General features: G+C 42.5%; 22 protein-coding genes and 1 tRNA gene. 11 read left to right on the forward strand and 12 right to left on the reverse strand.

Going from position 1 to position 23,253, the window contains the following annotated elements; genetic code table 11:
- The first annotated feature begins 139 nt into the window (after window positions 1-139).
- The gene (locus tag JW872_03870) at window positions 140-790 is read left to right on the forward strand and encodes a hypothetical protein (protein MBN1549770.1); all 651 of its coding nucleotides are present in this window, start codon (window positions 140-142) and stop codon (window positions 788-790) included.
- 100 nt (window positions 791-890) lie between these two features.
- Here the strand turns inward: JW872_03870 and JW872_03875 are convergent, their stop codons facing one another.
- A complete protein-coding gene (locus JW872_03875) occupies window positions 891-1,508 on the reverse strand; it encodes a hypothetical protein (GenBank protein ID MBN1549771.1) in 618 nt (205 codons plus the stop codon).
- A gap of 199 nt (window positions 1,509-1,707) precedes the next feature.
- On the opposite strand from JW872_03875, the gene rodA reads away from it, so the two are divergent.
- Entirely contained in the window at window positions 1,708-2,808 is a 1,101-nt protein-coding gene (gene rodA / locus JW872_03880) for a rod shape-determining protein RodA (protein MBN1549772.1), read from the forward strand.
- Window positions 2,809-2,939: 131 nt separating this feature from the next.
- Here the strand turns inward: rodA and JW872_03885 are convergent, their stop codons facing one another.
- Window positions 2,940-3,320: an E3 ubiquitin protein ligase gene (locus JW872_03885; GenBank protein ID MBN1549773.1), complete on the reverse strand. Its 381-nt coding sequence runs from the start codon at window positions 3,318-3,320 to the stop codon at window positions 2,940-2,942.
- Between the two features lie 82 nt (window positions 3,321-3,402).
- Here JW872_03885 and ruvB point away from each other — a divergent pair, with 82 nt between their 5' ends.
- The 4 genes from ruvB to dnaE are packed head-to-tail and all read left to right on the forward strand — an operon-like array spanning window position 3,403 to window position 9,556.
- On the forward strand, window positions 3,403-4,440 hold the full coding sequence (ruvB, locus tag JW872_03890) for a Holliday junction branch migration DNA helicase RuvB (protein ID MBN1549774.1): 1,038 nt from the start codon (window positions 3,403-3,405) through the stop codon (window positions 4,438-4,440).
- Between the two features lie 9 nt (window positions 4,441-4,449).
- Window positions 4,450-5,166: a YebC/PmpR family DNA-binding transcriptional regulator gene (locus tag JW872_03895; protein ID MBN1549775.1), complete on the forward strand. Its 717-nt coding sequence runs from the start codon at window positions 4,450-4,452 to the stop codon at window positions 5,164-5,166.
- A 12-nt stretch (window positions 5,167-5,178) separates the two neighbouring features.
- On the forward strand, window positions 5,179-6,072 hold the full coding sequence (locus JW872_03900) for a YicC family protein (GenBank protein ID MBN1549776.1): 894 nt from the start codon (window positions 5,179-5,181) through the stop codon (window positions 6,070-6,072).
- Between the two features lies 1 nt (window position 6,073).
- The gene (gene dnaE / locus JW872_03905; protein ID MBN1549777.1) at window positions 6,074-9,556 is read left to right on the forward strand and encodes a DNA polymerase III subunit alpha; all 3,483 of its coding nucleotides are present in this window, start codon (window positions 6,074-6,076) and stop codon (window positions 9,554-9,556) included.
- 2 nt (window positions 9,557-9,558) lie between these two features.
- Here the strand turns inward: dnaE and JW872_03910 are convergent, their stop codons facing one another.
- The 6 genes from JW872_03910 to JW872_03935 form a co-directional block, all read right to left on the reverse strand.
- Window positions 9,559-10,227 carry a hypothetical protein gene (locus JW872_03910; protein MBN1549778.1) on the reverse strand — a complete coding sequence of 223 codons (669 nt, stop codon included), beginning with the start codon at window positions 10,225-10,227 and terminating at the stop codon, window positions 9,559-9,561.
- 122 nt (window positions 10,228-10,349) lie between these two features.
- A tRNA-Phe gene (locus JW872_03915) sits at window positions 10,350-10,424 on the reverse strand.
- Window positions 10,425-10,499: 75 nt separating this feature from the next.
- Window positions 10,500-11,219: a hypothetical protein gene (locus JW872_03920; GenBank protein MBN1549779.1), complete on the reverse strand. Its 720-nt coding sequence runs from the start codon at window positions 11,217-11,219 to the stop codon at window positions 10,500-10,502.
- 84 nt (window positions 11,220-11,303) lie between these two features.
- Window positions 11,304-11,900, reverse strand: a complete 597-nt coding sequence (locus tag JW872_03925) for a hypothetical protein (protein ID MBN1549780.1) — start codon at window positions 11,898-11,900, stop codon at window positions 11,304-11,306.
- Between the two features lie 9 nt (window positions 11,901-11,909).
- Window positions 11,910-12,611, reverse strand: a complete 702-nt coding sequence (locus JW872_03930) for a hypothetical protein (GenBank protein ID MBN1549781.1) — start codon at window positions 12,609-12,611, stop codon at window positions 11,910-11,912.
- A gap of 4 nt (window positions 12,612-12,615) precedes the next feature.
- Window positions 12,616-13,818 (reverse strand): hypothetical protein, encoded by a 1,203-nt coding sequence (locus JW872_03935; protein MBN1549782.1) that lies wholly within the window; start codon window positions 13,816-13,818, stop codon window positions 12,616-12,618.
- 439 nt (window positions 13,819-14,257) lie between these two features.
- On the opposite strand from JW872_03935, the gene pheS reads away from it, so the two are divergent.
- The 4 genes from pheS to JW872_03955 all read left to right on the forward strand — a co-directional run bounded on the left by pheS (window position 14,258) and on the right by JW872_03955 (window position 17,013).
- Window positions 14,258-15,292: a phenylalanine--tRNA ligase subunit alpha gene (gene pheS / locus JW872_03940; protein ID MBN1549783.1), complete on the forward strand. Its 1,035-nt coding sequence runs from the start codon at window positions 14,258-14,260 to the stop codon at window positions 15,290-15,292.
- A gap of 70 nt (window positions 15,293-15,362) precedes the next feature.
- Window positions 15,363-16,280, forward strand: coding sequence for a UTP--glucose-1-phosphate uridylyltransferase (locus tag JW872_03945; GenBank protein ID MBN1549784.1), 918 nt, complete (start codon window positions 15,363-15,365; stop codon window positions 16,278-16,280).
- 138 nt (window positions 16,281-16,418) lie between these two features.
- Entirely contained in the window at window positions 16,419-16,682 is a 264-nt protein-coding gene (locus JW872_03950) for a hypothetical protein (GenBank protein MBN1549785.1), read from the forward strand.
- Window positions 16,612-17,013, forward strand: coding sequence for a hypothetical protein (locus JW872_03955; protein MBN1549786.1), 402 nt, complete (start codon window positions 16,612-16,614; stop codon window positions 17,011-17,013). The genes JW872_03950 and JW872_03955 overlap by 71 nt, the downstream gene beginning before the upstream one ends.
- On the opposite strand, the gene ppsA is transcribed toward JW872_03955, so the two are convergent.
- A complete protein-coding gene (gene ppsA, locus JW872_03960; protein MBN1549787.1) occupies window positions 17,010-19,391 on the reverse strand; it encodes a phosphoenolpyruvate synthase in 2,382 nt (793 codons plus the stop codon). The genes JW872_03955 and ppsA overlap by 4 nt on opposite strands.
- 15 nt (window positions 19,392-19,406) lie before the next feature.
- The gene (locus JW872_03965) at window positions 19,407-19,979 is read right to left on the reverse strand and encodes a YbhB/YbcL family Raf kinase inhibitor-like protein (protein MBN1549788.1); all 573 of its coding nucleotides are present in this window, start codon (window positions 19,977-19,979) and stop codon (window positions 19,407-19,409) included.
- 185 nt (window positions 19,980-20,164) lie between these two features.
- Between JW872_03965 and JW872_03970 the strand changes: the two genes are divergently transcribed.
- Entirely contained in the window at window positions 20,165-21,217 is a 1,053-nt protein-coding gene (locus tag JW872_03970; GenBank protein MBN1549789.1) for a hypothetical protein, read from the forward strand.
- Here the strand turns inward: JW872_03970 and JW872_03975 are convergent.
- Together JW872_03975 and JW872_03980 are read right to left on the reverse strand one after the other, a co-directional pair.
- On the reverse strand, window positions 21,192-21,686 hold the full coding sequence (locus JW872_03975; GenBank protein ID MBN1549790.1) for a hypothetical protein: 495 nt from the start codon (window positions 21,684-21,686) through the stop codon (window positions 21,192-21,194). The genes JW872_03970 and JW872_03975 overlap by 26 nt on opposite strands.
- Window positions 21,687-21,742: 56 nt before the next feature.
- The gene (locus tag JW872_03980) at window positions 21,743-22,969 is read right to left on the reverse strand and encodes a hypothetical protein (GenBank protein ID MBN1549791.1); all 1,227 of its coding nucleotides are present in this window, start codon (window positions 22,967-22,969) and stop codon (window positions 21,743-21,745) included.
- Between the last annotated feature and the right edge of the window lie 284 nt (window positions 22,970-23,253).

The following is a 23,253-nucleotide window of genomic DNA, read 5'->3' on the forward strand; positions in this document are numbered from 1 at the left end:
ATAAGACAAGCTCATCACGCGGAGGACCACGAAAATAGAACACGTTATACAAGAAGCAAAATCAATTTGTGAACTTGGCGCGATTGATTCAATTAATTATAATAATCCCATTACTTAATTAATAAACACTAGGCACATCATGAAACGATTTCAGTACAACAAACTATGCCGAGATAAAACACTCGATAGGTTAAAGGCTCAAAACTGTATCCCAAAATACAAAATACTATCAGGTAAAGAATATTTTTGGGAACTCAAGCTTAAGCTTAGAGAAGAATCAGAAGAAGTTATCGAAGCACAAACAAAAGATGAACTCATAAAAGAACTCGCTGATGTGAAAGAAGTATATGAAGCTATTTTATCGGAAACCGATACTTCTGAAAACTCGATAGAGAGGTATAGACAAGAAAAGACTGTTGAACGTGGCACCTTTAAATCTTTTATATATAGCGAATACGAAATATCATCACAAGAAGAGTATCTTGAGAGAATCTTTGATATGCTTGTAGAAAAATCAGAAGACGTTATCGAAGTAGAATCAAACAAATTTTCCAAAGACATCCTCATAGAAGAACTCGCTGAAGTAAAAGAAATATACGAAGCTATTTTATCGGAAAACAACGTTTCAGAAAACTCAATCGAGAAATATCGACAAGAAAAAATTGCTGAACGAGGTGCATTTAAATCAAGAATTTATATAGAATATGCAGACATGCCACCATCGGCAGCAATGTATGGCTACTGTTTAAAATGGAAAGATAAATATCCCGAACTGCCAATCGATAAATAAATAATATCTCTTCTTCTTTCGCGCATCACAAAGTATGTGTATGTTAAAGCAATAAATGCGAAGGAAGTTATATGTTTATCGATCCAAGATCTTTTAACGACTACTTTGGTCTCTCGATTTCACGTTCAATCTCATCACGCTGACGTTCATAACGTTCACGATTCCTGCGAACCTCATCTCGTGTCACCATACATCTCGGCTCTAACAATGTTTTTGAAGAACGTAAATTATTGTTAATTGCATGGACAACCCCGAGAGAATAACACTGAGCACTCTTAGCAAGTACAGCAGTACCAGGCTGCTTCGGCACAGAATTCAAAACAGCACGCAACTGTTCACAGTACTGTTTTTCGATGACGGATTGGAAAATCCTACCACCGAGACTGCGATCCCTCCCATGTATTGCAAAACCGGGTTCATCAGACCATATCATGACGGCTATTTGCTGCATTCGCCAGCAAACCCTCGTACGAAAAACATCACCCTGAGAACGCAACATCAATTTATGAAGCAATAGAGACAACTTGATACAGCGAAGCTCAAGCTCAGCTTTTCCATCCATGTCATACTGAAGTTTTGCTTGTACATAATCTTCGATCAGTTGGTCTGTCTGCTGGGACAATAACTCAAACATCGCATCATTTTCCTCAGGATGCATAGAATTTACAGGCAATGCCCATATCATACAAACAAAGAATGACAAGCATCTCATATCCATAACAAGCTCCCGCCATAGAATTCTCTCGTGGAGGTAATTTTACCACATACAAAACAGTTAATAAAAAGCATCTAAGGATAATCCCACGGTGCTCACTACTCCCTCCCGATTCAAGCGACGTACTATATTACCATTACCTTTTGCACCAAGTTCTACTATACTCACACCACACATGAACGGTTGAGTAGAGTGCGAGTCTATGTTTATTGATCGTCGTTATTTTCGATACTTTGATTGGCTAAGCTTTGGTATTACGGTACTACTGGCATGCCTAAGTCTATTATTTGTATTTAGTGCAACATACAGACCGGAACAACCCTATTCCCTCTTTTTCAAAAAACAACTGATTGGATTTTGCACAGGTTTGATTGTGTACTTTGTGTTTGCCTCTATTGATTACCGAAGCCTGACCCGATTTGGTTACTTTATGTACTTTGGCGTGCTCATTTTGCTTGCTTTTACGATTATCAAAGGCAGTATCGGCATGGGAGCTCAGCGCTGGATCAATTTAGGTGTTATTAAGTTCCAACCATCGGAACTCGTAAAACTCTTTCTTCCTGCATTTATCACGTATTATTTTTATACACAAAAAGATATCCCATCGTTTACATGGAAAGATTTTACAACGCCACTCATCGTGCTCTGCATCAGCACGTTCCTTGTTTTAAAACAACCTGATCTCGGAACTGCTATTATTATCTTTGCTCTTGGCATGCTAATGTTCTGGATTGCAGGACTATCACGCTGGTTCTTTATCGGCGGACTCATTCTTTTTCTTGTCTCTGCGCCATTATCGTGGAATATGTTGAAAGATTATCAAAAAAAACGCATTGCTGTGTTTCTTGGATACGGTGATAGTAAAAATGAACGATACCAAATAGAACAATCAAAAATATCGATTGGATCTGGTGGTTTAACAGGTAAAGGATTTTTACAAGGAACACAAAACAAACTTGCCTTCTTGCCAGAAAGCAGAACTGATTTTATCTTTTCTGTGGTTGCAGAAGAGTGGGGATTTGTTGGCACATGCATTCTCCTATTACTTTATCTCATACTGTTTATTCATCTGCTGCTTGTGATTCGTGAACTACCATTTTTCGAATTATTACTCGCCACAGGTTTGCTAACACACATAGGACTTTCTACACTCATTAATGTTGGTATGGTCATCGGATTACTTCCCATTGTTGGTATTCCGTTGCCACTCATGAGCTATGGCATTAGTCACACATGGATCACATTGGCAAGTCTTGGCTGGCTTAACGGAATCATAGTTCGACGTTTTTATATTGGAACATAAACCAGGAAATTTTATTCTTGATTGCACTGTACCAAATTCGCAAAAGCCTCAGTCACACTTATGCTCAGATACACTTGCGCGCTGGTTGTGTCAACCAGATATCTTGTGGCGTCCTACGAAAAGAGGATTACTTATTCTGAAACATGAGCACGGGATGACCACGCCCAAGCTGAGAGCGCAACTCCAAAAATGATAATGGTCCCGCCCACAAACCGCTTCCAGCGGCTTGGTGTTACTTGTGACTCATCAAGAGCTGCTAGCTCTTCTTCGCTGCGTGCCCTCTTTGCACAGAGCGCACAGACTAACGCTGTCTCAAAGCCATTCTGGAAACAACACCTGCAGACCTTATGCCCACATCCCAAGGGAACCATCACAGAACCATCAGAAACACATGAACCGCAGATGCTGCAGCGATGTGATTGTTCATACATTTTTTCTTCAAACGATACGGGCGAATCGGCAACAAGGCTACAACTTGTCAGAGCCACAATAAGGAGAAAACGTTTCTGCATAGAAAGAACTTTCCAATACGGTTACGTTACGGTAGTATTCACTAATTGGCACATAGAGTACCACGTCACTAAGCCTAGGGAAATGATCTCCATTATGGAAGAATTACAATCACTTGATCTTCTTTCACTCAGAGAAACAACCGAAGAAACCTCGCATGATTTCGTTCCTAAAACATTCGACGACTACCTAGGCCAAAGCGAACTAAAAAAAAAGCTAAGCGTCTATACAAGAGCTGCGCAAATGCGAAAAGAAGCGCTCGATCACATGCTTATCTTTGGCCCCCCGGGACTCGGTAAAACAACCCTATCTCAAATCATGGCCCACGTCATGGGCGTGGGTATCAAGATATGTAGTGGTCCCATGTTAGAGCGAACTGGTGACCTCGTTGCCCTGCTGTCAGGACTCGAACCACGCGACATTCTTTTTATCGATGAAATTCATAGACTTGCGTCCAATGTAGAAGAGGTCCTGTATAGCGCTATGGAGCATTTTCGTGTCGATGTCATCATCGGCCAAGGCGCTGGCGCAAAATCAGTTAACCTACCTATCAACCAGTTCACACTTATTGGGGCAACAACCAAAGCAGGCATGATATCAGCACCACTTCGTAGCAGGTTTGGAATCAGCGAACGCATTGATTTCTATACTCCTGATGAACTACAAGAGATTGTTATACAAAGTGCCAGGTTTCTCGAGCTTAAGCTATCAAGCGAAGCCGCCTTAATGATCGGCGCCTGTGCTCGCGGCACTCCACGTATTGCTAAAAGGATTCTGCGACGCGTACGAGATTTCGCACAGGTACAAAACAAACCCAATGCCGATGCAGCGCTTGTTCAAGAAGCTCTTTCATTTCTTGGTATTGATAATGATGGGCTCAGCAAAGTAGACAACCAATTTCTCAAAACAATCATCAACAACTTCAATGGTGGGCCAGTTGGCTTGGAAACATTGTCATCCCTAATCGGCGAAGATAAAGAGACGCTCGAAACAGTATATGAGCCATTCCTTTTGCAAAAGGGTTATCTCGAAAAGACTCCACGAGGTCGACAGATTCCGTACAAAACGTTACCTTATCTACAAAGAAAATTTTTCGGACAGACAACCGTCTTCCCTTCATAGGAGTCCTCCATGTCAGGACATTCAAAATGGGCAACCATAAAACATAAAAAGGCCGCGCTCGATGCTAAGCGTGGGAAAAAATTTACAAAGCTGATCAAGGAAATTACTGTAGCTGCCCGTACTGGCGGCGGTGATCCTACCAGCAATGCCCATCTCCGTTTATTGCTTGAAAAGGCCAAGCAAATCAACATGCCTCAAGATAATGCTAACCGCGCCATCAAACGCGGGACTGGAGAGCTACCCGGAATATCGTATGAACGATGCATGTATGAAGGATATGGCCCACACAATATAGCAGTACTTGTTGATGTGTTGACTGACAATAAAAACAAGGCTGTTGCAGAACTCCGTCATTTCTTTTCCAAGCAAAACGGAACTTTTGCCGAATCAGGCGCTGTTAGCTGGATGTTTGAAAAGCAAGGCGTCCTTAAAGGTCCTGCAACTGACATCACTGAAGACGAACTCATGGAACAATTGATTGATTACGATGTTAGTGATATCACGATTGATGACGGAACTTACATTGTATACTGTGCGCCAACATCGTTAGATAAAATTCGGCAAGTGTTGACGCAGCTTGGACGCGCGGTAGAACATGCGGAGCTCGAGTGGGTACCAAAAAATTCTCTATCACTCTCTGATGAGCACGCACAGACGGCCATGGACTTTTTGAGTGGCCTTGAAGACTTAGATGACGTGCAAAACGTGTATACAAATCTAGAATAATCGAGGAAAAGAATGATCCAAAGTATGACCGGTTTTGCAACAAAAACCGTAACACTCTCCCTGCCCAATGATGAAACCGTTGATCTGACATTTCAGTTAAAGTCTCTAAACTCACGATTCTTTGAGTGTACATGTAAACTGCCAGTCGCGCTTTCGTCGATGGAAACCGATCTGATTCAACTTCTCAAAAAACATCTCAAGCGTGGCCATGTGTTCTTTTCAGTTACGGCAAACAACCAAACTTTACTGCGCGGGCCGATCCAGCCAAGTATGTCAGTTGCAGAGGCATATATTGATGCAGCAAATGCATTACAAGAAGCGTTTGATATCCCTGGTGATCTTACTGTATCTACCTTACTACAACTACCCAATGTATTGAGCATCCATGATCAAGGGCTCGATCAGTCAGTGACTGAAAAAATTCAGGATATTATTCACGATCTCTTACGCAAGCTCATTGAACGTCGTCAACAAGAAGGCGATGCCATGCTTAAGGACCTCGAAGATCGCCATGCCATCCTTCAAGAAGCGATTACTGATATTGAGACCCATGCAGAAAAAATTATGGCAGAGAAAAAAGAGTCTATAGCACATATGCTGCATGAACTGAATAAGAGCGATTCAAAAGAATCAGACAATCATCGTTCGACGATGTATTACGAACTTAATAAGGTCGACATCAACGAAGAAATTGTTCGATTCAAAAGTCACCTAAAAACACTTCACAAGGTATTCTCGTCAGCTCAAGTTGAAAAAGGAAAACATCTCGATTTTATCCTCCAAGAGCTAGCTCGCGAAACAAACACAATTGCAGCAAAAGCATCAAGTGCTCTTTTAAGTGAACGAGCTGTAACAATAAAAGTTGAGTTAGAAAAAATCCGCGAGCAAACACAAAATATCGTATAGCATGGATACACAGTTCACCCATCTTCACCTTCATACAGAGTTCTCTCTGCTTGATGGTGCCAATCGCTTGGACAAACTTGTCGCACTCGCCAAAGAGCAAGGTCTAAAATCACTTGCCATCACTGACCATGGCAACATCTTTGGTGCAGTAAAATTTTTTCAACTGTGTAAAAAAGCGGGAATTAAACCAATCCTTGGCATAGAAGCATATTTCACCGAGGATATCAGTGTTAAATCAGCACATAACAAGTATTATCATCTCCTGTTACTTGTGCAAAACGAACACGGTTACAAAAATTTGTGCAAGCTTATCGCACACTCATACCAGGACGGCTTTTACTTTAAACCACGTATCGACTATGCATTACTAAAACAACATTCAGATGGGCTCATTGCGTCGACTGCGTGTCTTGGCGGGCACATTCCACAATTACTCAAACAAGGTAATCGTGAACAAGCATTAGAAAAAATAGATTGGTTCATTGACATATTTGGCCAGGATCGATTCTTTCTTGAAGTGCAACCCGCAAAGATTCCCGATGTTGTCTTTGAACGTAGTGAACAAGCACAAGAACAACATGCATTAAATATGCAATTGCTTGAGTTAGCAAAAGAAAAAAATCTCAAAGTGATTGCTACCTGTGATTGCCATTATCTAACACGCGAAGACCGCGAAGCACATGAAGTGATGTTGTGTATTCAAACACATCACAAAATAACTGATCCTGATCGTTTTTCGTTCGGTGATGCACGCGTACATATGCGCACTGTTGAGGAGATGCTTGCAGCATTTCCTGATAATCCAGAGGTTGTGTGGAATACTGGTTTTGTTGCCGACCAATGTTCCTTTGAGTTTGAAACTGGCAAACTTTTTTTTCCTGATTTCGCAATTCCAGAAGAACACACACCAGAATCATACTTTACAAAATTATGCCAAACAGGTCTGGAGACGTTGATTACCAACGGTCGTATTCCAAAACATAATCTTCAAGCATATCGGGATCGGCTCGATGAAGAGATGAAGCTGATCATCAATATGGGATTTGTAGGCTACTTTTTGATCGTAAGTGACTTTATCATGTGGGCACGTCGTAACGACATTCCTGTCGGGCCAGGCAGAGGATCGGCTGCGGGATCGCTTGTTGCATGGACACTCGAAATCACAAACGTTGACCCAATTGAATACAACCTCCTGTTTGAACGGTTTTTAAATCCTGAACGAATCTCAATGCCTGATATCGATATTGATTTTTGTATTGAAGGTCGTGAAAAAGTTATTCAATACATTCGTGATTTTTACGGACACGACAAAGTCTGTCAGATCATCACGTTTGGAACCATGATGGCTAAGGGTGTAGTTAAAGATGTTGCCCGTGTCTTAGGGATTCCTTTTGAAGACTCCAATATGATCACGGGTATGATTCCAGATCAATTAAAGATCTCATTAAATGAAGCACTCGAACAAGAACCTCGGCTACAAGAATTGATCGATAGTAACCCAACAATTGCAAAACTGTTTGACCTTGCAAAACGGCTTGAAGGCCTAACACGGCATGCATCAAAGCATGCAGCTGGTATTGTGATCTCACCTGATCCTATTGCAGAAATGTTACCCGTCTATGTTCCACCAAAAACAACCGAATTGGTAACTCAGTATGCAATGACAGAACTAGAATCGATTGGATTTTTAAAGATTGATTTGTTGGGATTAAAAAACTTAACACTCATCAAAAACGCATTGGCGTTGATTGAAAAAAACTACAATATCCAACTTGATATCGACAAGCTACCGCTTGATGATGAAAAAACATTCCAACTGATCTGTGCAGGGAATACAACAGGAGTATTCCAATTAGAGTCTGATGGCTTGAAAGAAGTGTTACGCAAATTGCAACCGGAGAAATTCGAGGACATCATTGCAGTCAATGCATTGTACCGACCAGGACCATTGGGGTCGGGCATGGTTGATGATTTTATCGCTCGTCGACACGGCCGACAAAAGATCACGTATCTATTTCCCGAACTGGAACCGGTATTACGCGAAACGTACGGCGTCATTGTGTACCAAGAACAGGTCATGAAAATTGCATCCGCCATTGCGGGATACTCGCTCGGGCAAGCAGATATCCTACGGAAAGCAATGGGGAAAAAGAAGGTCGAAGTCATGGCACAACAACGCGAACTCTTTTTAAAGGGTTCCGTTGAACGAGGTTTTGATGAAAAGAAGGCCGGAGAACTGTTTGATTTGATGGCATATTTTGCAGGATATGGTTTCAACAAATCACACTCGACTGCATATGCAACCATTGCATACCAAACAGCATATTTAAAAGCAAACTACGCACCTGAGTTCATGGCGTGTCTGATCTCTCTTGAAGCAACGCACGCAGAAAAAATGTCCTTCTATCTTCAAGAAGCAAAAGATATGAATATTCCAATCTTACCGCCATCGATCAATCGTTCACGCATTGATTTTGATGTCGAAACTGGAAAAATTATCTTTGGATTACGTGGCATCAAGAACGTTGGACTTACAGCACTTGAAAATATTATCGCAGAACGAGATAAAGAACCATTCTTTGATTTATTGGATTTTTGCAAACGAATTGATCTACGAACAGCAAATAAACGTGTTATCGAAAGCCTCATTTGTGCTGGAACTTTTGATGATCTGGCAGGAAATCGCGCACAACAGATGAATGAACTCCAACTCATAATCGATCGTGCAAGCGCACATAAAAAATCTGCCGAGACCGGACAGATGGGTTTATTTGAAATGCCAATACAACAGGCTAACTCGCACATAAAAGAAGCATATGCTTACCAAGCCTTACCAGAATGGGATAACAAAACCAAGTTGGAAAAAGAACAACAAGTCGTTGGGTTCTATTTAAGCGCGCATCCACTTGATTCGTATAAGCAGTATTTTACTTGGTTATCACTTTCATCATTTGCAACCACACTCCAAAAAACACAAACATATATGGGTAACAAGGAGCCAATGGTATGTGGTGGTGGACTACTCAAAACATCGCGCACTATCACCACTAAAAAAGGTGATCGCATGGCGTTCATACAATTGGAGGATCAAACCTCCAAGGCTGAGATCGTTCTGTTCCCACGTCTTTTTAAAAAGGTAGAAGTCTGGCTAACACAGTATCATGTGTTCATTGTCAAAGGTGCTATCGATTTAAGTTCGCCACATTTGTGCAAAATTAAGGCAACGGATCTTGTTCCAGCAGAGCTGTTCTTTGAACAGTGGCCATCGATTGAACGGGTCACGTTGACACTTCCTGTGCATAATGTTGCTGGAGCGCTCAAGGAACTCAGTGACGTTGTTACACCTGGGAAAATTCCACTTTCGCTTCGTTTACAAGAAAATGGCAAAACACTACATATTACAACCAAGAAAAAAATCGCGGTCGACCAGGCAGCACTAGAGAAGCTGCGCACACATCATATCGCTACACAAATAACCATATAATATTAGAGTGCTACATTGCCCTGATGCATGTAGTTGAATGCTTCTGTGTACAGGGGCTTGTTAACCATCTCGAGCATGGTCAAGAACGTTTGTAACAGTCGTTGTTGTTTGGCAAGCAAATAGGTATCAATCAGTTTAGTAACATGTACCATAAGTACTGATGTAATACCTGGTTTTTCTTTGGACCAGTTTTGAATCAGTTCTTGATGCACGGTAGAAAACTTGCTTACAGAATCGGTGCCATCGACTTTTTGCAGCAACCATGACACCAATTCAAAGTGATGGTTCTCCATGAGCAGACGCATCAGTCGTTCGGTTGCATGTATTAATCTTGGTTCATTCTGACCAGCGCTATAGATCTCAAGCATACGCTCAACCGCTTCTTTATCGACAGGTTCCAACATGACTAAATGTTCATACACAGCGATTGCTTCATTCATGCGACCTTGCTTCTGGTACAGAAGTGCAGCGTCAACGTAATGATCAAATGCAGTAACATCTTGAAACGAAAGAAGGATATCTCCCTGCAACTGTTCTACAAATGCTTTATCATCAAGAGAATGAGCAAGAAGACGGTACATAGCAAGAGCTCGCTCCTTTTCTCCCCGCGATACGAACTCAGCTAATTTGAACCATGCGACTGTATATTTTTCAGACAAGAGTTGCTTCATTCTCTCCTGCTCCTCTTCACCTTCCAGACCGCAAAACGATATCAGAAGCTTCCTTTTTCAACCGCTACCGCCCTACCACCATAGTATAATCAGCCCAAGAAAAAAAGGGATAAGAAAAAAAATGGTGCCGGGGGTCGGAATCGAACCAACGACACAGAGCTCTTCAGGCTCCTGCTCTACCACTGAGCTACCCCGGCACATGCGCAATATACGCAAAAAGATGGACTATAATGGTGCCTTTGTCAATAAAGACACCATACCCTCACGTCCCCTTATCTAGAGTTCCTAAGATGGTTGATTAGTTGAGGATAATAGACATCATCTGAAAGCCAGCGCCGACTAAACAAAAACCATGGAAAACATTGAAGCTTGATGAGTAAATTGGTCCAAGTAAATCCATGATAATCTCTGTGAGGCTCCCCAAATGCCTTAGCTTCAACTTTCTTCATCCAGCTAATCATATCATGCGTATTATCAAGCACCGCTGCAGTCTCGGCAAAGAGCTTGCGACGTCGATAGCGAAAATATCCAGGAACAGCCGCACGAGAAATCGCAAATTTTGCCAAATCATTACGACCTGGAGTCACTGCAAGTATAAAAATTTTTGACATGATTCCCGATAAAAAACCTATTAACCACACCTTGCCGAACCCAATACCCTTGATCGATGCAATTAAAAGGTAACCAAATAGCGCACGCTTTTCTCGGTCATTGAACATCTTTATAAATTGTTCATGAACATCAACTCTTATGGCATGCTTATAAGACACAACACGTATACCGAGCGGACCAAGGCAATTCGTTCCCGTGTAAATAGTAAGGTCAATAGATCGATCATCAAATCCAAGTTCATTCCTGGTAGTCATAAAAAGGGCCAAAAGTTGATCTCGAGTCGTATCCACTGCTTCCGTACGCACTTCTACCTTCGCCAAAAGGACCGGGGAGAATATATATGTCGTAAGAACTACCAATGCCAACATGCTTTTTTTCATACTCAGATCCTTCACGGCTTGGAGAAAACAACTTAAGGTTGAGATACTACCTATAGAACAAAAATAATCAACTATTACACAGCTTTATTGAAGCAAATATGAAGCACAGACACCACATTCTCTGTTTCCACGCGCAAAGCAATCATCACAAATAAAGTGAGGGTAACGCTCCATATCTTGGGGCGTTCTTCCCTCAACCCACATCCGCCGCACCTGATTCCACTGAGCATTTTGTGGACATTCACACCAGTGCATTCCACCACGCTCAAAATGCACTGCGCAATACGGACAACGCTCACTGATTGCGTGGGTAAATGTTTTACCCTGTTGATGGCCACCTTTCGCGGTTATGGTTGTTGTTAGTCTAGGATGGCGACGAGGCTGTCCTGTAGACATTGCCTGGGGATAAACTTGAGCCACAGTCCCTTCACCACGCCCCCCTCTAGTAACCGCTGATGATTCATCAGCAACCATAAGCAAGTTCTCACGCTTTCTCCATAAGGCTGCTGCAGCAATACCCAATCCCGTCACGATGGTACCCAGCGTAGCTAGACGATATGATGAACGGCCATGGTTCTCCGTTGCATATCGTTCTTGATTCTGAGTTGTAATATCGCTATGTGCATCTAGTCCTGCACATGACATGAAACACAAAAGAATTCCTAGATAGTGTTTATACATGATTCATTCCTATTCACTATGTATTGTTGATTCTGGGTGTAGGTACTTGTACGAACTTTGTAGTGATTGTGCTCGTTGCGTCCATGAAGGCATTCGCCCATAAAGCCCCGATAAAAGACGCGTCAAGAGCCAAGATTGATTTTTCCCTTCTTCCGCTAAAATTGCTCTTCTTGTTAGGTACGCCAAGTATGCAGGGACATCTTGAATCTCCGCTGCGATTCTATAATCTCCATAACGAACCCTTGCTCGATTCATTGCACACACCAGTAGCGGCCACACCACAAACAAGAATTTTTTCTTTAAGCCATACCAATGTAAAAGTGGCAACACTAACAGCCCGCCTACTACAGACATCGTTGTTGATTGTCGAAGTTGTGTAAGCGCCAGCACAAGACATGTCCACTGTTCCTGAACACTATAGAGGTCCAATACAGAGGGGTTGACGACAAGCTTACTAGATCCAATCATGAAAAAGGGTTCATGTGGATCATGCCAACGTGCGCTTAACGCTGGAGATACATGCTCAAACTCTAGGTATTCAATATTGTGCTTCGTACACACATCTGCGACAAGATCACACACTTCCTGTGTAAGAGGCTCTTTATCACTGGAAAGCTCTATGATTATTTTTGAGGAAAAGAGATAGCTCGTGGCGTACACTCCAGAAGAATAAAGCAGTATGAAACTAATGATCTTTATAGCATATCTCACAAACCTACACCCCTTCTCTACAGAATGGACATTGGTGACGCGCTGCTATGGCGGGAGCACAGGTGTGACAGACAACATGGGCATCGCCGCCTTGTTCTGGCCTGTGTATTACATGGAAATCGCTTGCGTTATCATACGTGTTCGCACAAAGAATACACTCCAGAGTAGTACCTTCTCCTCGTAGTCTCTGAAAGTCAGCCTCTGCCAAAACTTGAAAGCCATGATCGGTTCTTCGTGGAGCCGCTACCGTATCTCTCTCGGTGGAAATCATCCCCTCGAATATTCTTGCAATAGGATCTTGCGCTTCGCGGTTCTGCCTACCCACATCATCTTGCTCAGCCCTCCTGATAAGATCCTGAGCATCATGAAACTCTACGCCTCTTCGTGTTAATTCACCTAAAATTTCTGCTAGTCTATTACCTTCGTTATCCAGATCGGGATGTAAAATCAACTTTCTAATATCTCGCCTACTCATATTTACCGCTTGATATACTTGCTCTAATCCTTGCATTGTACGAATCCGACGCGTTGCCCGATCCTGCGCTTGTGTCAAACGTACCTGTTCTGCTTCAGAAAGCTGTGCAGGCCCAGCCGGCAGTACAGGTGCTTGTGCTGCAATGTCCTGTTCAGCCGCCGCTTCTAATGTATGCATGAAAATGGCCATCAAAAACTCATTCGGTTGCCCTTCTAATACGACACGATCGGCTCTTACCCTAGCACCAGCTAATGCACGCCCAAACAGCTCCAAGTCACGCCATGCCGACGGTAACGCATCTTCCGGCTCAAATTGCTGCATCGCTAGTTCATCTGACAAATCTGTATCTTCTATATCTGATGGACCTGATTCACTGTCCGCTGCTCGTTCACCTCCTGATCCTGGGGCTACACGAGAAGCTGGAGCCAGAAGCCTATCTTGATGCCGCTCACTATCTTGTCTTACCCGCGTACTATCGCATCTTTTAGACATTAATGAGCATATACTCAAAACACCACCTATAAGGAGAATATCAGTTAATCCCTCACGACATGCCATTACCCAACGCAACAATTTCCAATTATTCTGCACCCCAACATCAGATACTTGCGCAGTAGCGGCAGCTTCCTGAAGCACTACGATATCTTGTTTAGACACAACGTCCCTGGCTGCTGCGCAAGCAATCCCTAAAGTCGCGAGCACAAAGAAAATAAAACGAGACACGAAAGTCATATAACAACCACCCTGATGATTTACGCCAAAAAAATAAGACTTTTGCCCAGTATAAAGGAAAAATCGCCATTCCGGAAATACGAAACTGACATTAGACTACGAACCTCGCAAGCTCCCCCTACTACCCTTCTTGATGCAAGGACTGGTAAGAGAACGTTGCAATGACTCAACAATATCATCAAGCGGCGGACTAATGTGGTATAAACGCCATATCCGCCTAGGCTAGACGTTCATCATGTGCCACAGAGCACATAACATCTGAAAATATCCCAAGGGACAAAATCATTAACAGGAAAATCATACTACGACTTTCAACAACAAATTTTACGAGCAAATCCATTATACAAGGGGAAAGCAACGATTGCTAACAGTAGGATCCTCTGATACGATAAACGACATTCTGGCATCCGACGACCACCCTTAATACTATGGAAAACTTATGGCGTCTTTAAAGCATGATATAGAAACAACACACAAGGAGTTTTCGAGAGCCCTTGATCAAGCAACCACACTAGAAGCGCTTGAACAAATCCGTATCACCTTTTTGGGCCGGAATGGATCAATCGCAAATATCATGGCCATCTTCAAGCAGCTTCCCATCGAAGAGAAGCGCGCCTACGGCCCGCTACTACAAGAGCTTAAGAAAAAGACTCAAGAACTTTTTGACGCCAAGAAGATCACCCTAGAATCACAAGCGCATGCATATGAGGAAAAGCTTACACAGCAATTCGATGTAACCGCATACAAATCAGAGCCATCAGCAGGAACACTACATCCGTATTCCAGTATTCTCGAAGAAATCGAAAACGTTTTTATCTCAATGGGGTTCACGGTTACCGAAGGTCCCGAAGTAGAAACTGATTATCGAAACTTTGAAGCACTCAACATCCCGAAAGATCATCCAGCTCGCGATATGCAAGATACATTCTGGATCGATGTACCTGGACTACTAATGCGTACACATACATCTACAGTTCAAATAAAAACAATGGAATCGCAGCAGCCACCGATTGCTATCCTTGCATCGGGACGCGTGTATCGACACGAAGCAACTGATGCATCACACGACTATATGTTTGTACAAACAGAAGGTCTTGTCGTTGATAAAAACATCTCAGTAGCGAACTTGTTTGCAACCACAGAAACATTCTTACAAGCAATCTTTAGAAACAAAAGCATCAAGACTCGTGTGCGGCCAGGATACTTTCCATTCGTAGAACCAGGGATTGAAATTGATATGTCCTGCCCATTCTGCACAACCGGATGTTCCGTCTGTAAAAAAACGACTTGGATCGAAGCAGTTGGCGCAGGATTAGTACATCCCAATGTATTGCGTATGAGTGGTATTGATCCTGATGTGTACTCTGGATTTGCATTTGGATTCGGAACTATTCGACTTACTATGTTACGACATGGCATCAATGACATTCGATTACTTCATTCCAACAAGCTCGATTTCTTACGCCAGTTTTGACTTCGCGACCTAGGTTCGATAGTCTGTCAAACGTTCATCTGAGTTGCGCATCATCTAAAGGAGTATGATGATGGAAATTACCAAGGCAATTATACCTGCTGCTGGTCTTGGAACTCGTTTTCTTCCGTATACAAAAGCAATCCCAAAAGAGATGCTACCGCTTCTCGACCGTCCCGCCTTGCAATGGATCGTCGAGGAAGGTGTCGCATCGGATATCAAAAACTTTCTTATAATCACATCAAAAGGCAAGGAATCACTTGCGGACCACTTTGATGGTTCACACGAACTTGAACTAATTCTCAAAGAACGCGGCAAAGAAAGCTTTCTTTCTTCCTTGAGTAGCATCAATCGAAATGCACAGTTTTCTTATATTCGCCAACAAGATCCACTCGGACTCGGTCATGCCGTCAGCCTTGCACGGCATGCAATTGGCAAAGAATATTTTGGTGTCTTTTTGCCAGACGATATCATTATTGGCAGGCAACCAGGACTTGCGCAATTGATTCGTATCGCTCGTCAAGAAAAAGGCTCCGTTATTGCAGTGCAAGAAGTCCCAGCAGATTGTGTCTCATCATACGGCATCGTTGCGGTAAAAAAACAAATCACTCCACATTTATATCAAGCATCACATCTGGTTGAAAAACCAGCCAAAAAGGATGCTCCTTCAAATCTTGCCATCATCGGTCGGTATGTACTTTCACATAAAGTGTTCAACTCTCTCGACGAGATCACTCCGTACGCAGTTGGAGAAATTCAGCTCACCGATGCTATTAGTCACATGATGAAAAACAACGAGAAAGTATTTGCATACAAAGTCCAAGGAACACGCTACGATATCGGAAATCCGCTCGGCTGGCTTAAGGCAACGATTGGAATTTCTCTCCAAGACGAATTCTATGGACCACACATCAAAAAATACCTGAAGGATCTTGATACGATTAATTCGTTCATCTATGACCCAACTAAACATATCGAACACACGCTCTAGATCAACCCTGGACCAATAAACCCGCTAGTCGCCTAGGCCTTTTGGTGGTTTACCATTAATTCATTGCTATTAGAAAACATCTATTCGTATCATTAAGAGTGAGCCCAGTAAAACATCATGTTATGAGGGGACCAGGGAATGAAGTACGGGAAATGCTTGAGTCTAGGACTCGTTATTACCTTTATTAGCGGTATAATTGGATGCCCAACCTGTGTTGGTCTCATTGATCCAGAAGCTCCCGAGCTCTTCAGCCAAGAATTCTATGAAACGCACTCAAGAACAGTGGTTTCCTTAATACAGAATAAGCTGCTAGCCAAAGAAGGAGAGTGGGATGAAAGCACAGAAGAAGCATCTTTTGATGACAGTGATGCTCACGGCGATCATAATACAACCAAGGATTAATGGTGCTATTGGCTGTATCGATACAAGTTTCCATACCAAAAAAGTTGCCAAGAACTATTACGAGCAGCTTGAACCAAGCTTACGTTCTGGTGTAACAGTTTTAGAAAATCTTGATGCATATCCAACCGACTTTAAAGAACCACACCCAGTCTGGTGCACCTGTCCATGTGAACAGTACAAAAAAACATCCAAATCGGGACGCTGCACCAAGTGTCTACATTTTGGCAGAATCGATCGCACATCTCTTCAGAACAACAAAGAGGAAAGCTCTCTACATTTTCCACTTTTATCTGCAATCGTTAAACGAAGAGAAATACAACAAAAGCATTAATATTTCTTGAGTAAAAAAGTTAGCACAGCATCGGGATTGAGTGATAGTGAATCAATTCCCCACTTGATTAAATTTCGTGCTATCTCAGGATGATCAGAAGGCGCCTGTCCACAAATGCCAATGTACGATTTACTTTGTTTTGCTGTGGCAATCGCTTGCTCCATAAGCGCAAGGACTGCGGTATTATTTTCATCGTCAATGTTCGCAACCAATTCAGAATCACGATCAATGCCAAGCGTTAATTGCGTAAGATCATTAGAACCAATCGAAAATCCATCAAACAATCGCACATACTCCTTGAGATCGTGCACATTGGCAGGCAGCTCACACATCATAAAGATCTTCTGTATCTTACTTCGTTCGAGCCCCTGAGCTGCAATGATTTTGAGCACTTCTCGTGCTTCTTTGACAGTCCGCACAAAGGGAACCATGACATGCACGTTATCAAATCCCATAACCTCACGCACACGCCTCATCGCCGCACATTCAAGTACAAATGCATCCTTGTATAAAGGACTATAATATCGTGATGCACCGCGCAGCCCCAACATTGGATTTGCTTCAATCGGCTCAAAAAATTCACCACCAATTAAATTGCGATACTCATTACTCTTGAAATCAGAAAACCGAACCAAGACAGGCCTAGGATAAAAAGCGGCTGCAATAGTGCCAACCTCTTGTGATAGCCGCTCAATAAAATATGCTTTACCACTCGTGTATGGCGCTGTAAGAGTATTAATTTTTTTACGGGTTACCACATCCATCTTGCTGATATTCAGTAATGCCATTGGATGCACTTTAATTCCGTCGGTAATGATAAATTCAATACGAGCCAATCCAACACCGGCTACCGGCAACGAAGACAGTGCATACGCGCGATCTGGCACCCCAAGATTAATCATGATATCAACAGGCGGTTTTTTAAGCTTCTTGATGGCAATTTGTTTTTTTATGAACTTCACAGCACCCTGATACACGTACCCTGTTTTACCCTGACTACAATCAACCGTAACTTTTTTTGCTTGTTTAAGTTTCTGTAGTGCACCTTCAACGCCAACAAGCGCAGGTATCCCCAACTCACGACTAACAATCGCCGCATGACACGTTGCGCCTCCGCTTTCAGTAATGATTGCAGCTGCTTTTTTCATGACAGGAACCCAATCTGGATCAGTCATGCGAGTAACAATAATGTCGCCCTGTTTAACTATGTGCATCTGTTTGCTGCTGCGTATCACTCGAGAAGTGCCAGTCGCAATTCCCTGTCCTATACTTGTACCATGCGCTAATATACGAGGTTGCTTACTCTCAAGCTCATATCGCGTATAGGTTACGTCTTTCTTGTTTTGACTATGAATCGTCTCAGGTCGAGCCTGGAGAATATATAATTTTCCATCTCTTCCGTCTTGCGCCCATTCAATATCCATAGGCATCCAACGCTTATATGCTTCCGTATAACTTTTTTCAATTACTATAGCGTATTCTGCTAGTTGTAAGATCTGCGTATCGGTAAGACAAAATGCTTGCTGTTTTTGCCGTGATACTGCTACAGGCTTAATCGTTGTAAATCCTCTACGATTCGCATACACATATTTTTTTGTTTTTGCACCTAATTTCTTTTTCACAATAGGTTGCTTCTTTTGTACAAGCATTGGTTTGTAGACACAATATTCATCGGGAATAATTTTCCCCTGAACTAACATTTCTCCAAGTCCATAGGTCGCATCAATAAGAACACTATCTTTAAATCCGCTCTCAGTATCAATCGAAAACATGACTCCAGATGTCGCCAAATCCGCACGCACCATCTTCTGTATACCCACAGAAATAGCCATACTAAAATGGTCAAAGCCTTTTTCTAGACGATAAACAATTGCACGATCAGTAAAAAGCGAGGCCATACTTTTTTTACATGCATGAATCACATGTTCAGCACCAGTCACATTCAAAAACGTTTCTTGTTGTCCCGCAAATGATGCTTCGGGAGAGTCTTCTGCTGTCGCTGAAGATCGTACTGCAACATCGCACTCCTTCATATGATATTGCTTGCACAATGCATGATATGCATCCGTGATCTCTTGCTCTAAATCCTCTGGGAACATCACCTGTTCAATGAGACGGCGAGCCTTTTTACCTGCAATTCTGACCGCCGATACATTATGTGATGATGCGAGGGGTTTCATGGTGCTTTGAAGCTGCTCAAGTATTTTATTGTGTTCTATCACATACCAATACGCATCTGCAGTAAGTGCAAATCCATGCGGAACCAACACCCCCTCGCGAGAGAGAGTTTGGATCATGTACCCCAGCGATGCATTTTTACCACCAACCTTTTTGACATCTTTTAGTGAAATCTGGTCCAATGGTTTTACATAGTTCATAACTATTCCCCATCGTTAATCAATAATTGGATCACCCATCATAGATGTTCTAGTAAACGTGTCTGACGCAATGATATGACCACCCGCAGCATCCATAACCTGCTGTTTTGTTGCACCCTCTGGCAAGTCTAACATTGTATCAAGTGCGTATAGAGAAAAGTGACAATAATGAATCTGTCCCGATGGAGAACAGGGACCCCGATACCCAATAGTCCCAAAACTATTTTTCCCTTGAACCGCTTCCTTGGGAAGGGCAGTGCCCCCCTGTTCTAGCGTCATGGTCATTGCAGGAATATTAAAAACTAACCAATGAACAAAGGCATCAGGCCTGTTCTTGATATCGCGATCTTCAACAAGAACAATAAAGCTTTTTGTCCGTAGAGGTACACCCCTCCATACAAGTGCTGGAGCAATATTTTTACCAATACAGGTAAATTTTTGAGGGATCACCTTGCCCTGTATAAGATCAGGACTTGCTAACGTAAGCTCCGTTTTTTCCATAACGGCATCCCTGACCCGATCCCACCACGATGCTTCCACATGTGCAACAGAACATGCCACAATTATTATTTGCAACAAACGTTTCATAGTCACTCCCTTTTGTTTCCTAACAAGAACTTTGGCTGAGTATACCTCTATCGTTTCTCATTTAGAAAGAGAACCACAAACCAACCTATAGATTTTCAACAAGGCACATGCTACAGTGTCACGACTCCACACAATGGCTTATATTGCCGTTGTATCAGGTAGAGTCATTGAAAAGGATCGCTTGTATGCAGCCGCTCATCTTTGTTGTTTATGACGGAATCAAGAATTCTGTTTTCCACAGCCAGGTACTTGCTCCTTTGCTCAAACGTCTCCAAAAAAATCCCGACCAAAAGATTATCATTGTTAGTTTTGAACGGGCACGTCCCTGTAAAATACCATCCTTTTTCGCGAGTGGCGCAAGTAATTATGTACAACTTATTTACCTAAAACGATTACCCTTCCTTAGTAAATTCAGCTTGTGGCATTCGGTATGGAAATTAAAACAACTCTTGCGACGCTACAACGAATATGAGCTGATTGCACGAGGCCCATTAGCAGGATGGATCTGTGTTCACAGCATGCATAAAAATGCATGCAAGCACCTTACTATTCAAGCTCGTGGGATCTTAGCTGAAGAATACAAAATGGCACATACATCTCGAAATCTGTTCCATCACTGGCGCGCTCGTAAGTTGTTCGAAATAGAGCGCGAAGTCTATCATGATTATGCTCATGGCCTTAAGCTGCACATTGAGGCAGTTAGTCCTGCCTTGTGCAAATATCTTATCAGTACCTACCACGCACCGTATGAACAAATGGATATTGCTCGCTATGACATTCCCGACCCGATTCCCGTAGAAGACATAATTGCGTGGCGCTATAAAATCAGAAAAGAACTCGGAGTCACCGATACAACCCACGTATACTGCTACAACGGATCAACAAAGCCATGGCAATGCCTTGAAGAAACCGTCAATTACTTTAAGGACGCATATAACCGATATCCTAATAGCTTTCTCTTATTGCTCACCCATGATACCAAGGCATGCAAAGTCATTGTAGGAAAGGCTCGTCTCGATGAAACGACATATCAGATCATCAGCACAAAACATGAAGATATTTATACATATCTTGCGGCATGTGATGTGGGATTAATTTTCAGAAAAGCATCACCAGTAAACTGGGTTGCTCGTCCTACCAAAGCACTAGAATATCAGGCCGCAGGCTTGCGCATCGTTCACAACAATACCGTTGATTGGTTAATCAAACACACTATTTCACTTGAGAAGCAGGTATGAGCTCCTGCATATCTTCTTCATTTAAAACACGCATAGCCAGAACATTATCAAAGCTCAATGAAATATCAACATAGCAGACTTCAGGATCCATCGTATGTTCTTCAAGCGTTATGAAGTCAGCATCATGTCCACAAACTTTCTTAACCTGCAATAAGATGGTTTTACCTTCATCATTAGCAAAGATACGATACTCCTTACATATAACCGCTAATGATGTATCTTCTGTCACGCGAAGAGGAAGATATCGACCAATACTCATGTTACCAGCATCAACAACAATCAATTGGTCATCTCTGGATGCTCGTGGTGGAACAAGATGAGGATTCGGAGAATCTTTGTATGCAGGAATCACCGCACCCTCTTCAAATAAGATGGAAGCACTCGTGGATCCGTTTGTAATAGACCGCAAAATCGCAGCTTCCACACCAAAAGTAACGCAAACAAACACAATGGCACAAAGAGTTTTCATGCTACTCTCCTTTTTCAAAAAGTAACATAATCCAATAGCCCAATACAACAAGATCTCTAGATAAACAAGCTTGCAATCATTGCTGAAAGTAAATTAGATAACGATCCGCCAAGAAGCGCACGAAGACCAAGCTCGCTCAACCAGGAGCGCTTACTTGGAACCAATACGCCAATGCCACCAATTTGGATGCCAATGCAGGAGAAGTTCGAGAACCCACATAACGCATAAGTCACGATAGAAATCGTGCGAGCAGACAAAGTTGTTTTGAGCATTTCACCGTATGCGACAAACTCATTGACCGTCAACTTAGTTCCCAAAAGCGCACCCACTTGTAATGCTTCATCTCCGGTAAAACCAAGAAGATAACTAAACGGAGCAAACACATATGAGAAAATAGCGTTCAAGCTCAATGTAGGGACAGCCGCTGTTATGCCTAAAATATTGTATGCCATACCAATACCATCTGAGCACAAAGCAAGAAGTGAATTAATTAAAGCAATCAGCGCAATGAAAGAGATCAGCATTGCACCAACATTCAGCGCCAAATACATCCCATCCGTTGTCCCTTGCGAGATCGCCTCAAGGACATTACCGGCCGATGATTCAAACGTTACATCCGCGTCTTTTGCGGTCTTAGATCGTTCGGTTTCAGGATATAACATTTTAGCAATAATGAGCGAACCAGGAATTGCCATGACACTGGCAGATAACAAATGCTCAGTTGGAACACCCATACTTGCAAATACAACAAGTATAGAACCACTAATCGTTGCCATACCACTGACCATCACCACAAGCATCTCGGACTTGGTCATGCTAGCAAGATAGTTTTTTACCAACAGCGGGGCCTCAGTTTGTCCCAAGAAGCTATTCGATATTGCGCACAACGTTTCTGATCCTGACGTACCAAGTAATGGACGCACAACAGCACTAATGCCCTTTACTACCCATTGCACAATACCAATGTGAAATAGAAGTGCCATGAATGCGCCAAAAAAAACAATGATCGGAAGCACTTGGAAAGCAAAAATAACCCCCAACGATCCATCCCCAACTCCACCAAAAACAAATGATACACCTGCTTGCGCAAATCCATACAAACTTGATACACCGTCAGCAATCACACCGATGACACTTTTACCGACACTCGTTTTAAGTGCAACAAACGCCAACACAAATTGTAGCAATAAACCCTGAACCACAAGTTTAAAGTTCACCGCAGAACGTTTTTTTGAGAAGGACCACGCAACACCCAAAATGACCATGATACCAAGTATATTCATGTAACGGTTATACTCCGTCATGTAGGAAAAGAATGACATAAAGAAACCCTTTGGCTTTGAAAAAGTGATACGAATTAGATGGAGTATAGAAGTGTTGTGCGGTTAGCACAAGGCGAAAGATATTGTTGAAGATTTAGAGATATTTACACTACTTTGCCGTTCTTTTTTCTTTTATTGTGTAGTGCAATCTACCGACGCCATTGTGCCATTGCTAGTAAACGGCCACACCCATAATTTGAGATTCGCACTTAGCATGCTCATAGTAAGTATAACAACGATACAAG

It is taken from the genome of Candidatus Babeliales bacterium (genome assembly GCA_016929235.1).
Taxonomy (GTDB): domain Bacteria; phylum Babelota; class Babeliae; order Babelales; family JABCYS01; genus JAFGJD01.